Source organism: Microbacterium sp. OVT16B (assembly GCF_019969705.1).
GTDB lineage: Bacteria > Actinomycetota > Actinomycetes > Actinomycetales > Microbacteriaceae > Microbacterium > Microbacterium natoriense.
The window spans coordinates 2,828,988-2,841,205 of record NZ_JAHXZA010000001.1 but is presented as its reverse complement, the minus strand read 5'-3'; the positions used below and the strand labels follow the sequence as shown (position 1 = coordinate 2,841,205).

The following is a 12,218-nucleotide window of genomic DNA, read 5'->3' as shown; positions in this document are numbered from 1 at the left end:
CGAGAATGTACCGGTGACTGATGCATCGAACGAGCGCGAGACGCTCACCTGGGACGGCTTCGGATCCGCGACGCGCGACCTCGCGCGCAAGATCCTCGACAGCGGCTTCGAGCCGGAGGTCGTCGTGGCGATCGCTCGGGGCGGGCTGCTCCCGGCCGGCGCGATCGCGTACGGGCTCGGCGCGAAGAACTGCGGCGCGATCAACGTCGAGTTCTACACGGGTATCGGCACGGTGCTCGACGCTCCGGAGGTGCTGCCCCCAGAGCTCGACATGGCCTACCTCGACGGACGTCGCGTGCTCCTCGTCGACGATGTCGCCGACTCCGGACGCACCCTCGCGCTCGCCGTCGAGCTGCTGAAGGAGAAGGGCGCCGACGTGCGCTCCGTCACCATCTACACGAAGCCGTCGACGATCATCCAGCCCGACTACGCCTGGAAGGACACCGATCTCTGGATCAACTTCCCGTGGTCGTTCCAGGGCACGGTGCGCGAAGAGGACCTGGGGCTCGCTCCCTCCGCCTGACGTGGGACGTCGCGCTCAGACTGCGCGGGACTCACCCGCGCAGCAGAGCGCGCAGGGTCTGGATCGTGTCGGCGCCCTCGGGGGTCTTATCAGGTCGGTAGCCCTTGACGCGCGCGAAGCGCAGGGCGAGGCCGCCCGGATACCGCGGTGAGCGCTGCACGCCGTCGATCGCGATCTCGACGACCAGTTCGGGGCGCAGGAAGACAGCGGATGCCGTGCGCCTCTCCTCGTGCTGCGGGAAGGTCTCCGTCTGCCAGCGGAGCAGTTCGTCGGTGAGTCCTTTGAAGGTCTTGCCGACCATCACGAAGCCCCCTGGCTCGCCGAACTCCCCGTCGGGATCGCGTGCGCCGAGGTGCAGGTTCGACAGCCAGCCGCGGCGGCGCCCCGACCCCCATTCGGCGGCGAGCACCACGAGGTCGTACGTGAGCACCGGCTTGACCTTGACCCAGGACTTCCCGCGCCGGCCGGCGGCGTAGGGCGAGTCGATGCTCTTGACCACGACGCCCTCGTGGCCGGCGGCGAGAGCATCGCGGGAGAGCCGCTCTGCGGCGTCGGCGTCGCCCGTGACGATGCCGGGCATCCGCCAGCGTTCGGCGACCCGATCGAGTTCGGCCAGTCGCACCGAGAGCGGCTCGTCGATGAGGTCGCGTCCGTCGACGTGGAGCAGGTCGAAGAACCAGGGTCGCAGCGCGAGATCGCGCGAGGCCTCGGCGCCGAACCGCGACATGGTCTCCTGGAACGGGCGCGGGCCTCCGTCTTCATCGAGCGCCAGGGTCTCGCCGTCGAGGATGAGGTCGTGCGCCGGGAGGCCGCGCACGATCTCCACGATCTCGGGCACGCGGTGAGTGATGTCGGCGAGACTGCGCGTGAACACGCCGACCTCGTCTCCGTGCCGATGCACTTGGATGCGCGCGCCGTCGAGCTTGTACTCGACCGACGACTCTCCCGTCAGCTCCAGCGCCGCCGTCGGCGTCGCGGCGGTCGAGGCCAGCATCGGCAGCACGGGGCGGCCCACGACGAGACCGACGTCGTCGAGCTCGTCGGGGGTGCCGGTGAGGGCGATCACCGCGGTGACGCCGAGGTCGCCCGACAGCATCGCCGCGCGGCGGACGGCGGCGGGAGGGCGGTCGGATGCCCGAGCGATCGCGTCGAGCAGGACGCCCGCGAGTGCGCCGGTGCGCAGCTCGCCGAGCATGGAGCGGGCGAGGAAGTCCCACTCGTCGGGCGTGGCCCGGGCGGCGAGAGCCGTGAGAAGCTCGTTGCGCGCGGTTGCGGATCCGGGGCCGGAGGCGCTCGCGAGCGCATCGAGCGCACCGTCGACCTCCAAGATGGTGAGCGTGGATGCCGCCGCGTGCGTGACCTCGAGCGTGACGATCCCTCGCCAGCCGACCCCCAGTCGTCCCTGTCGCGGTGCGGCGAGCAGCAGGCCGACGAGAACCGGGAGCTCCTCCGCTTCTGTCTCGGCGAGAAGCGCGGCGAGCGTGTCGATCTTCGCGAGCCGCGACCGCGTGGCTGAGATCGTCCGGGTCTTGTCGACGACGTCCGCGAGCTTCATCACTGCAGTCTGGCACCGGCCTCCGACATCCGACCAGCGGGATCGACCTGCGCATCCGCTGTCGGAGCCCCATGCCAGACTGGCTCCATGATCGTCGAGAGCACCGCGCCGGGCCGAGGAGCGTTCGGCGAGCCCGTCACGCTCCTTGGAATCAGCGGCGAGCACTCCCTGAGATCGCTGTTGCGCTTCCTCGTCGAGCACGAGGTGGGTCTCTACGTCGCCCATCGGGAGCGCTCAGCGACCCTGCAGATCCTCACTCCCGCAGACCTCGTCAAGGGTGTGGAGACAGGACGCTACGGCCACGAGCCGCGTGCGCTCCCGGCGTCCCCCGTCATCGACGGGGCCTATGCCCGTGCCGTGGAGGCCTTCGACGACGAGCTGTACTTCGTCTTCCTCGACGACGTCCGGATCCACGCACTCGACGACATCATCGTGGTCGAGCCGCACTCGCGCCTCCGGCTCGTGCGGCTCGTCGCGCTCACCGGATAGGAGCACCGTGCTGACTGCCGAGCAGGCGACCGAGGAACTGAGCAGGTTCTGCTCGTGCGACAAGGAGGGCGTGCCGCGCCCGGTCGACGTGCACGGATGGGGCGCTCCGCGTCTCGCCCGCCGCATCGCCGACCACCTGAACGTCAGCAGCGGGGCCCACGACCCCGAAGCAGCAGAGGCGGTGCGGGCCACGGCGCGGGTCCTCGCAGACGAGGTCGACGCGCTCGACGACCGTGCGCGCACGAAGGCGCTCAAGGCGCTGTGTCCGTCGGTCGGCGCCGAGCTCTCGTCCTGGTGGGTGTGGTCGCGATCACGGCCCTACGTGCAGGGGTCCTGGAGTAGCGCACCGTATCGTTCCACGGACCTCCGGTTCACCCTGCCATCGAGGTGGGAGAGACTCGTCTCGCTGATCCGTCATGTCACCCACTATCCGCAGCCGATCGAGTGGCACGCGACCTGGCTGCTGCACCTCCCCGAGCATCCGCGACTCGGAGACTTCGTCGCATCCGCTGTCGACGCGGGCAACGCCGCAGTCCGCCGCATCCTCGTCGAGGGCATCTCGGGATCGCATGCGGTCGCCGGTCCATCGGCTCATGCCTACGTCGCCCTGCTCGCGGCAGACGACGCCGGCGCCTGGGACCTCGTGGTCGGCCAGCTGCTCGACGCCGGACGTGCGGAGGGCCTTCGGCAGACGATCCTCGACGCGCTCGACGTCGCGCACCCCGGAGCGATCGAACGTGTGCTCGGCACCGTGGCCGACGAGGGGCTCATCCGCTTCTCGAGCTCGATCCGCGCGCTGTCGCGGTGGGTCGACGAGGAGCTGACCGTGCGCGATGCGGTGCGCGCAGACGCGGCCGTCGCGACGATCGTCCGATTCCTGCGCACTCCGCCGACGTCCGACGACCTCCGCGCGGGGAGTCGCATCGAGGCCTATCTCGGTCTGTGGACCCTCGCGGTGCGCGACATCGGCGTGGCGATCGGTGCGGCGGCGGAACTCATGGACGACGACGATGCGGGGCTGCGGCTCGCTGCGTCGCGGATGCTGGTCAGGCTCGGGCACCCGTCGATCGTCGACGCGCTGGCCCGCGGCCTCGAAGACGACGACCCGGCGGTGTTCGCGGTGGCGCTCGCCGCCTGGCCCGCGCACCACGCCGCAGCGCACCGGGAGTGCACGTTGACGGCCGCCGCGGCCCGTGGACTGCGTGAGCGCAGCGGCCGGCTGACCTCCCCGCTCGCGGTCGACATCGGGATCATGGCGCCGCGCATGGTGACGCTGAAGAAGACCGACATCATCGACGTCGTCGCGGTGTACTCCGACACCGACGAGATCGACATCGCGACCGCGTCGCCTGACGTGCGTCGAGGAGCGGCGGCGAGGTACGCGAAGAACCTCGAAGGCCATCGGGCCGACCTCTTCAGGCTCCTTCTCGACCCGTCGTCCCAGGTGAGGAGCGTCGCGCATCGGGGCTTCGCCGTCGAGTCGATCACGGACGACGAGGCGAGGGAGCTGGAGCGCGCGCTCACCCGCAAGGCCGACGACATCCGAAAGTGCGCGCTGCGGCTCCTGCAGCTGCAGGGGCAGGAGGGCGTCATCGCGTCGGTGGAGCGGCTTCGCGCCGGTACGCCGGATCAGCGGCGGGCCGCGGAGGATCTCGCGCAGATGGCAGGACTCGGGAGGAAGACCGACTCCGTGGCGCCTCAGGACAGCGCTGGCGCGTTCTCCGATCGTCCGGCCGCGCTCCGATTCGGAGTCGAGGAGCGCACGCCGGCCGTGCGTCCTCAGGCGCCATCGAGGTCGCGATGGGACGGCTACCACCCCGGAGCGCGCCGAATCTGGCTGTCTTTCGAGGCATGGATGGACGAGCACTCCGACGTCGAGGTGCAGTCGAATCACGGCGTCCAGCTGCTCGCCAACGTGCAGGGGCACGAGCTCCGCACGGGCGATGACGGGACCATGCCTCTCGCCGAACTGGTCGATCCCTGGTGGGAGCGGGTGCGCGGCGACCTGATCGACGGCGGTGTGGAGCTGGCTCTGCTCTCCATCCTGAACGCGGATCAGGACGCGATGGGCCTGCGGATCCTCGGCGACATCGGACGCGACCGCGGCGATGCACAGGGATCGTTGCGGGTCGCTCTGATCGACCACCTCGCCCGCAGGGAGCGGCGTGCGACGTGGGCGGACCCGATGATCGATCTGCTGGCGCTCCTGGCCGCAGAACTGCCGACCGGCCGGTTCCTCGGGCCCAGGAACGTCCGCTTCGGCGAAGACCGGAGACGCATCGGCAGCGACCCCCGCGAGGGTGGCATGTTCGGCCGCGTGTCCGGCTACCTGGACCCGACGTCCCTCGACGACCAACGGCTCCGCCGACTCTGGGGCATCCTCCGCTTCGTCGACGAACCAGAGGGAGCCGTCGACCAATGGGACGGTCCGAAAGTCGAGTGGAGCGACCCTTGGTATCGCAACGAGGTCGACGTGTCGGTCGATCAGCCGTTCCGGTTCCGGCCGCCGCTCGAGGTGGTGCGCACCGCGTTCGAGCGTGGCATCGCGACCCGTGCCGATCTGGTCGACTGGGCGTTCGTGCGGCCCCTGCGGCAGAGCGAGCTGCGTGGTCTCGAGACCAATCCGCTCGCCAGGCTCAGCGGCATCACCGGGGCCGCCGCCGCCACGCAGAGCGTGGTCGATGACGTGCAGCGTGCCGTCGTCGAACTAGAGCTCCCGCGCGGCGACCAGATGACGAAGTACTCCCGGATGGCGATGTCGTTGCAGAGGGTCACTGGAGCGGAGACGCTCGTCGCGACGGTGAAAGCCCTGGGGCGCCGTCCGATTCCGCGGCGACACCTGTACGCGGAGGACAGGGAGGAGGTCTTCGCCCACCTGATCCGCGTGCACCACCCGGCGAGTGACGAGACGGCGGAATCCGTGGCGAAGGCGTTCGCCACCGCAAAGATCCCCGAGAGCAGGGTGATCGAGACTGCCGTGTACTCGCCGCAGTGGGCCGAGGTCTTCGAGGAGCACCTGGGCTGGCCGGGGTTCGCTTCGGCTGTCTGGTGGCTCCACGCGCACACTCCGGTCGACACCCATGAGATCAACCGAGATATCCGCGCGTATCGGGGGCGGGAGATCGCGAGGCGGACCGCGGTGCCGTCGGACGATCGGGAGCGCGGCTGCGCGGACGCCGAGTGGTTCCGCCGGTTCCACGCCGAGCTCGGCGACGATCACCTCGACCGTGTGCTCAAGGCCGCGAAGTACGCCTCGGTGGCCGGCGAGCACAAACAGGCGGAGCTGTTCGCAAACGTCCTCCGAGGCCGCGTCGGCGAGGAGGAGCTGCTCGCTCGGATGCACGAGAAACGCCACCAGGATGCCGTGCGCGCGTATGGGCTGCTACCGCTCGCCGACGAGCCCGAGGTGCTGCTGCAGCGGTACGAGGTGCTGCGCGCGTTCGTGAGCACCGGCAAGACCAACGGCGCGCAGCGTCGCGCCACCGAGACCGCAGCTGTGCACACCGCGCTCGAGAACCTCGCCCGCTCCGCGGGATATCGTGACCCGCTGCGGCTGACCTGGGCCATGGAAGCGCGCACGGCGACAGACCTCCTGCACGGCCCCGTCGCCGCCACAGACGGAGACCTGACGGTGAGCCTGTCGATCGACGCGCAGGGGATGCCGACGATCGCGGTGGACCGCGCCGGGAAGCCCCTCGCGTCGGTGCCGGCCGCGAGCCGGAAGGTCGAGCGCATCGAGGCTCTCCGAAACCGCGCCGCAGAACTCAAGAAGCAGGCGCAGCGTATGCGGTCTTCGCTCGAGGCCGCCTGCGTCCTCGGCGACGTGTTCGAGGCAGGGGAGATCGCGCTCCTGACCTCTCATCCGCAGCTCAGCAGGATGCTGGCCGACCTCGTGCTGGTCGACGGCGAGGGACGCGTCGGGTTCCTCAGCGGAGCCGGGGACGAGCTCGTTCGTGCCGACGGCACCGCGTTCGAGCCGGTCGGCGGACTGCGGATCGCTCACCCTCTCGATCTGCTGGCGAGTGGAGACTGGCCCGACCTGCAGCATGAGGTCATGACGCGGGGCCGGCCGCAGCCGTTCAAGCAGGTGTTCCGCGAACTCTATGTGCCGACGGAGAACGAGAAGGGCGAGGGCGGAGTCTCGTCTCGCCGCTACGCAGGCCACCAGATCGACGCCCGTCGCGCCTCCGGGCTGTTCACCGCCAGGGGGTGGCTGCGGGACTACGGGATCGGCTATGAGCGCACCTTCCACAACGAGAAGATCCACGTGTTCTGCAACGTCGACGACGGGTGGGACACAGCAGCGGGAGCCGAAGACGCAACGGTGAGCGATGTGCGGTTCGGTCCGGCGGGAAGCCACCGCGCGATCCCGCTGGACGACGTGCCGCCGCGCGTGTACTCCGAGACCATGCGGGATCTGGACCTCGTGGTGTCGGTCGCCCACTCGAGCGGCGTCGATCCCCAGAGTTCAGAGTCGACGATCGAGGCGAGGCGGCGGATCGTCGAGGAGACCTGTCTCCTGCTCGGACTCGAGAACATCGAGGTCTCCGGGCATCACGTCCGGGTGAAGGGGGCACTGGGCGTGTACTCCGTGCATCTGGGGTCGGGGATCGTGCACCGCATCCCCGGGAACACCCTGTTCATCATCCCGGTCGGGGGGCAGCACAGGGGACGAGTCTTCCTGCCCTTCGTCGACGACGACCCTCGCACCGCCGAGGTCGTCTCCAAGGTGGTGATGCTGGCGAGCGACGACAAGATCAAGGATCCGACGATTGTGAGCCAGCTTGTGCGCTGAGTCGCGCGGCCCCACAGGTGCCGCGGTCCTCCCGTCGTGTCAGCGGCCGCGGAACTCCGGCTTTCGCTTCTCCTGGAACGCCGCGAAGCCCTCGCGGTAGTCGTCGGTGTCGCAGAGCGCGGCCTGGGCGGCGTTCTCGATGCCCACCGCATCCCACAGCGCGAGGCGCTCGTCGCGGATCCGTGCGACGAGCCGCTTGCTCGCGAGGAACGCGGCCGTGGCTCCACGGGCCGCGGCGGTCGCGGCATCCGTCGTCGCCTGCGCCACCTCGTCGTCGGGGAGCACCCGGGAGAAGAGGCCGGACTGCACCGCCTCCGTGCCGCTCATCAGACGCCCGGTGTAGATGAGGTCGAGCGTCTTGTGGGCGCCGAGACGGTCGAGGAAGAGCGCGTGGCCGCCCGAGTCGAGCGTGGCGCCGAGGGCAGCGAACGGCGAGCCGATCTTCGCGGACTCCGCCACGTACACGACATCGGTGGCGATGAGGAGCCCGAGTCCCACACCGAGGCATGCTCCGTGGGCGGTGGCGAAGGTCGGCGCGGGGAACCGCGACATCCGCTGCAGCAGCGGGGTCACGAGGCCGTCGAGGTAGCCGATGACGTCGTCATCCCTCGGATCCACGCCGGAGATGTCGCGGCCGGCGCAGAACGCCCGGCCCTCGCCGCGGAGCACGAGGGCGCGCACACCTGCGGCCTCCGCCTCGTCGTAGGCCATGCCCAGGCCGTGCAGCGCCTGTTCGTCGAGCGCGTTGAGGCGCGACGGCGCGTTCAGCACGATGGTGGCGACGTCGTCGTGGATGCTCAGGTCGATCATCGGATGCTCCGCTTCACACGTCGTAGTCGACCACGACGCGGTCGCTCGTGGGGTGGGACTGGCAGGTGAGGACGTAGCCGCGTTCGAGCTCGTCCGGCTCCAGGGCGTAGTTCTCGGTCATGGTCACACTGCCCTCGATGACCCGCGCGCGGCACGTGCCGCAGACGCCGCCCGCACACGCGAACGGGGCGTCGGGGCGCACCCGGAGCGCGGCGTTCAGCACGGACTCGTGGGCGTCGACGGGGCTCTCGACGGTCGAAGAGACGCCGTCGAGGTTGACCTCGATGCGGAACGTCTTCTCGCCCTTGCGCACCTCGACCGGGCGCGCGGTGCGCAGCGGCTCGTCGCCCGTCGTGAACAGCTCGAAGCGGATGTGCTCGCGGGCCACCCCGACATCCGCGAGCACCTCGCGGCACAGGTCGACGAGAGACAGCGGGCCGCACAGGAACCACTCGTCCACATCGGTCGGATCGATGAGCACCCGCAGGATCGTCCGCAGCTTCTCCTCGTCGATGCGGCCGGAGAGCACCGGCGCCGTGCGCTGCTCGCGCGAGAGCACGTGGTGCAGCGTGAGCCGGGTGGGGTAGCGGTCCTTGAGGTCGGCCAGGTCCTCCAGGAACATCACGTCGAGCGTCGACCGGTTCGTGTAGAGCAGCGTGAAGCGCGAGGTCTCCGAGCGCGTGAGCACGGTGTGCGCGAGCGCCATGAGCGGCGTGATGCCGGAACCAGCGGCGATGCCGACGACATGGCGCTGGTCGAGGTCGTCGAGACCCGAGGTGAAGGTCCCCTGCGGGCTCATCACGTCGATGCGGAACCCCGGATGCAGCCCGGTCTGCGCCCAGGTCGAGAACAGCCCGCCCTCGTCGCGCTTGACGGCGACGCTGAGGCGCGTGGGCTGCCCTGCGCCCCTGTGCTCCGGCGCGCGGCACAGCGAGTACGAGCGCCGCACCTCGACGCCGTCGAGGGTCGTCCTGAGCGCCACGTACTGGCCGGGCAGGTGGTCGTAGTCGTCGGCGAGCTCGGCGGGCACGGCGAACGTGACCTCGACCGCATCGTCGGTGAGGGGACGCACGTCCTCCACCGTGAGCGTGTGAAAGCGAGCGCGCGTGCGCTCGCCGGAGACGCCGCGCGAGGGGGCGGATGCCGGGGCGGTGTGAGCGGAGGCGAACAGCGACATCAGTGCACCTTGAAATGGTCGAAGGGCTCGAGGCACGCACGGCACTCGAACAGCGCCTTGCAGGAGGTCGAGCCGAAGCGGGAGACTTCACGCGTGTCCAGCGACCCGCATCGCGGGCAGCGGACGCTGAGGGCGAGCCGGATGGGGCCGGTCGACACGGCGGCGCGGCCGGAGGGCGGGGCGATGCCGTACTCCGTCAGCTTCCGCTTGCCGGCATCCGACATCCAGTCCGTGGTCCAGGCGGGGGAGAGCACGAGCCGCACGTCGACCTCCGCGTACCCCGCGGCGGTGAGAGCGAGGATCACGTCGTCGCGGATCGCGTCCATCGCGGGGCAGCCGCTGTAGGTGGGCGTGATGTCGACGCGCACGGCGTCTCTGTCGACCTCGACGGCACGCAGCACGCCGAGGTCCTCGATGGTGAGCACCGGCACCTCCGGGTCGGCGACGGATGCCGCGATCCGCCACGCGTCGTGATCCCGGTCGTCGAGCGAGGGAGCCTGCGACCGGGCCTCGCCCGCGGTCACCATGTCGCCCCCGGGTGCCGGCGGGCGAGCACCTGCATCTCCGCGAGGAGGTGGCCGAGCGGGGTCGCGTGGGCTCCGTGCCGACCGCCGGCAGACGATGCGGCGACGGCGGGCGTCGACAGCTCCGCCTCGGCGAAGACGGTGTCGATGACCCCGTCGACACCGGCGCGCAGCGACGACGGACGCACCGCGGCGTCTCCGAGGCGGTCGATCAGGGGCTCGTCGCGGAACAGCTCCTCGACGTAGGGCCAGACGTCGCCGAACGCGCGGACGATCCTGGTCCGCGACTCCTCCGTGCCACCGGCCAGACGCAGCACCCACTGCACGGCGTGGTCGCGGTGGTAGTCGACTTCCTTGAGCGCCTTCTCGGCGATCGCGGCGAAGGTCTCGTCGGTGCTTCCGCGCAGCGCGGAGTAGAGCTCGAACATGTAGGTCGCGACGATGAACTGCCTCGCGATGGTCTGTGCGAAATCGCCGTTCGGCTGCTCGACGATCCAGGCGCAGCGGAACTCCGGCTCGTCGCGGAAGTAGGCCAGGTCGTCTTCGCTGCGGCCGTCGAAGGATCCGGCGTAGCGCAGCAGTGAGCGGGCGTGGCCGAGCAAGTCGAGGGCGATGTTGCCGAGGGCCACATCCTCCTCCAGCTCGGGGGCGTTCGAGATCCAGGCGCCCAGCTGCTGCGAGAGGATCAGCGCGTCATCCCCGAGCCACAGGGCGTACTCGGCGATGTCGGCGGATGCCGCGATCGCCCCGGTGCCGGCGAGCTCGTCGCTCAGCCGGAGCTCGTCGACGGAGACGTCGCCGTGGATGTCGCCGTGGATGTCGTCGCTCACAGGTGCGGCACCCCCTCGGACGCCGTGTAATACACGGCGTGGCGGTAGTTCTTGCCGGCGGGGCTCTCGAAGTACGCGCCCTTCGCGTCTGGGTCGCTCGTCGTGATCGCCTCGGCGGGCACCGCCCAGATCGACACGCCCTCACCGCGTCGCGTGTAGAGGTCGCGGGCGTTGCGGATCGCCATGTCGGCATCCGGAGCATGCAGCGAGCCCACGTGCACGTGGCTGAGTCCGCGGTTCGCGCGCACGAAGATCTCCCAGAGCGGCCAGGGCTCGCGCTCATCGGCGCCGGGGGTCGCCATCACGCCGCTCCCCGACCGGTCGTCGAGCGAGCCGCAGGCGAGCCGAAACGCTGCTTGCGCGCGTACTCGGCCGCGGCCTCGCGCACCCATGCGCCCTCCGCGTGCGCCGTGCGGCGCCGTTCGAGACGCTCGGCGTTGCAGGGGCCGTTGCCCCGGAGCACCTCGAAGAACTCGTCCCAGTCGATCTCGCCGATGTCGTACTGCCCGGTCTCGTCGTTCCAGCGCAGATCGGGGTCGGGCAGGGTGATGCCGAGGATCTCGGCCTGCGGCACGAGCATCCCCACGAAGCGCTGGCGCAGCTCGTCGTTGGAGAAGCGCTTGATCTTCCACTTCATCGACTGCGCGGAGTTGGGCGACTGGTCGTCGGGCGGCCCGAACATCGCCAGGCTGGGCCAGTACCAGCGGTTCACGGCATCCTGCGCCATCTGTCGCTGCTCCTCGGTGCCCTGCATGAGCGTCAGCAGGATCTCGAAACCCTGCCGCTGGTGGAAGGACTCCTCCTTGCAGACGCGCACCATCGCGCGGCCGTACGGACCGTAGGAGGCGCGGCACAGCGGGACCTGATTGCAGATCGCGGCGCCGTCGACGAGCCAGCCGATCGCGCCCATGTCGGCCCAGGTCGGGGTGGGGTAGTTGAAGATCGACGAGTACTTGGCTCTGCCGCTGATGAGCTGGTCCATCATCTCGTCGCGGGTGATGCCGAGAGTTTGTGCGGCGGAGTAGAGGTAGAGTCCGTGGCCGGCCTCGTCCTGCACCTTCGCCATGAGGATCGCCTTGCGCTTGAGGCTCGGCGCGCGGGTGATCCAGTTGCCCTCCGGCTGCATGCCGATGATCTCGGAGTGCGCGTGCTGCGAGATCTGACGGATCAGCGTCTTGCGGTAGGCGTCGGGCATCCAGTCCCGGGGCTCGATGCGCTGCTCGTTCGCGATGAGCTCGTCGAACAGGCGCTCCTCGTCGGAGAGCTCCTCGTTCACGAGGGAGAGATCTGCGGGGCTGGTCATCATCGACTCCTCAGGGTCCGGCCTTCTTTACTGACCGTTCGTTAGGTAATTCTGACACGGCGCGTCATCGCACGCAAGACAGAGCCCTCCGCCGTGCTCGGGGCCGGCGCTCCAGAACTCCGGAGAAACCGGAGATGCGGGAGCTGCCCCTTTCGCGCACGCGTGAGTCGAGCGGTATCCGGATGGCCGGCGCCGCCCGATCTCCGGAGTCC

Annotated in this window: 10 protein-coding genes; 3 read left to right on the top strand and 7 right to left on the bottom strand. The window is 69.9% G+C overall.

Annotated features, from left to right (window positions below):
* Positions 1-13 precede the first annotated feature (13 nt).
* Complete coding sequence (locus LC438_RS13490) at positions 14-523, top strand: phosphoribosyltransferase (protein WP_223586868.1); 510 nt, start codon at positions 14-16, stop codon at positions 521-523.
* Between the two features lie 31 nt (positions 524-554).
* On the opposite strand, the gene LC438_RS13485 is transcribed toward LC438_RS13490, so the two are convergent.
* Entirely contained in the window at positions 555-2,078 is a 1,524-nt protein-coding gene (locus LC438_RS13485) for an ATP-dependent DNA ligase (RefSeq protein WP_223586867.1), read from the bottom strand.
* 87 nt (positions 2,079-2,165) lie between these two features.
* Here LC438_RS13485 and LC438_RS13480 point away from each other — a divergent pair, with 87 nt between their 5' ends.
* A complete protein-coding gene (locus LC438_RS13480) occupies positions 2,166-2,567 on the top strand; it encodes a hypothetical protein (protein ID WP_105676650.1) in 402 nt (133 codons plus the stop codon).
* Positions 2,568-2,574: 7 nt separating this feature from the next.
* On the top strand, positions 2,575-7,362 hold the full coding sequence (locus LC438_RS13475) for a DUF5724 domain-containing protein (RefSeq protein ID WP_223586866.1): 4,788 nt from the start codon (positions 2,575-2,577) through the stop codon (positions 7,360-7,362).
* A 39-nt stretch (positions 7,363-7,401) separates the two neighbouring features.
* Here the strand turns inward: LC438_RS13475 and LC438_RS13470 are convergent, their stop codons facing one another.
* From LC438_RS13470 to paaA, 6 genes are read right to left on the bottom strand one after another with little or no spacing between them, the layout of a single operon-like run.
* Positions 7,402-8,172 carry an enoyl-CoA hydratase/isomerase family protein gene (locus LC438_RS13470; protein WP_105676653.1) on the bottom strand — a complete coding sequence of 257 codons (771 nt, stop codon included), beginning with the start codon at positions 8,170-8,172 and terminating at the stop codon, positions 7,402-7,404.
* Positions 8,173-8,185: 13 nt separating this feature from the next.
* Entirely contained in the window at positions 8,186-9,349 is a 1,164-nt protein-coding gene (gene paaE / locus LC438_RS13465; protein ID WP_223586865.1) for a 1,2-phenylacetyl-CoA epoxidase subunit PaaE, read from the bottom strand.
* Positions 9,349-9,876 (bottom strand): 1,2-phenylacetyl-CoA epoxidase subunit PaaD, encoded by a 528-nt coding sequence (gene paaD / locus LC438_RS13460; protein WP_223586864.1) that lies wholly within the window; start codon positions 9,874-9,876, stop codon positions 9,349-9,351. Before paaD ends, paaE begins: the two co-directional genes overlap by 1 nt.
* Positions 9,870-10,703 carry a 1,2-phenylacetyl-CoA epoxidase subunit PaaC gene (gene paaC, locus LC438_RS13455; protein WP_223586863.1) on the bottom strand — a complete coding sequence of 278 codons (834 nt, stop codon included), beginning with the start codon at positions 10,701-10,703 and terminating at the stop codon, positions 9,870-9,872. Before paaC ends, paaD begins: the two co-directional genes overlap by 7 nt.
* Positions 10,700-11,005, bottom strand: coding sequence for a 1,2-phenylacetyl-CoA epoxidase subunit PaaB (gene paaB / locus LC438_RS13450; protein ID WP_105676660.1), 306 nt, complete (start codon positions 11,003-11,005; stop codon positions 10,700-10,702). Before paaB ends, paaC begins: the two co-directional genes overlap by 4 nt.
* Positions 11,005-12,006, bottom strand: coding sequence for a 1,2-phenylacetyl-CoA epoxidase subunit PaaA (gene paaA / locus LC438_RS13445; protein WP_105676661.1), 1,002 nt, complete (start codon positions 12,004-12,006; stop codon positions 11,005-11,007). The genes paaB and paaA overlap by 1 nt, the downstream gene beginning before the upstream one ends.
* Positions 12,007-12,218: the final 212 nt, after the last annotated feature.

What these genes read in the sequence shown, in the direction of transcription:
- LC438_RS13480 (WP_105676650.1), top strand. Translation starts at nt 2,166, where the DNA reads ATGATCGTCGAGAGCACCGCGCCGGGCCGAGGAGCGTTCGGCGAGCCC.
- LC438_RS13485 (WP_223586867.1), bottom strand. Translation starts at nt 2,078, where the DNA reads ATGAAGCTCGCGGACGTCGTCGACAAGACCCGGACGATCTCAGCCACG.
- paaD (WP_223586864.1), bottom strand. Translation starts at nt 9,876, where the DNA reads ATGGTGACCGCGGGCGAGGCCCGGTCGCAGGCTCCCTCGCTCGACGAC.
- paaB (WP_105676660.1), bottom strand. Translation starts at nt 11,005, where the DNA reads ATGGCGACCCCCGGCGCCGATGAGCGCGAGCCCTGGCCGCTCTGGGAG.
- LC438_RS13470 (WP_105676653.1), bottom strand. Translation starts at nt 8,172, where the DNA reads ATGATCGACCTGAGCATCCACGACGACGTCGCCACCATCGTGCTGAAC.
- paaA (WP_105676661.1), bottom strand. Translation starts at nt 12,006, where the DNA reads ATGACCAGCCCCGCAGATCTCTCCCTCGTGAACGAGGAGCTCTCCGAC.
- paaE (WP_223586865.1), bottom strand. Translation starts at nt 9,349, where the DNA reads ATGTCGCTGTTCGCCTCCGCTCACACCGCCCCGGCATCCGCCCCCTCG.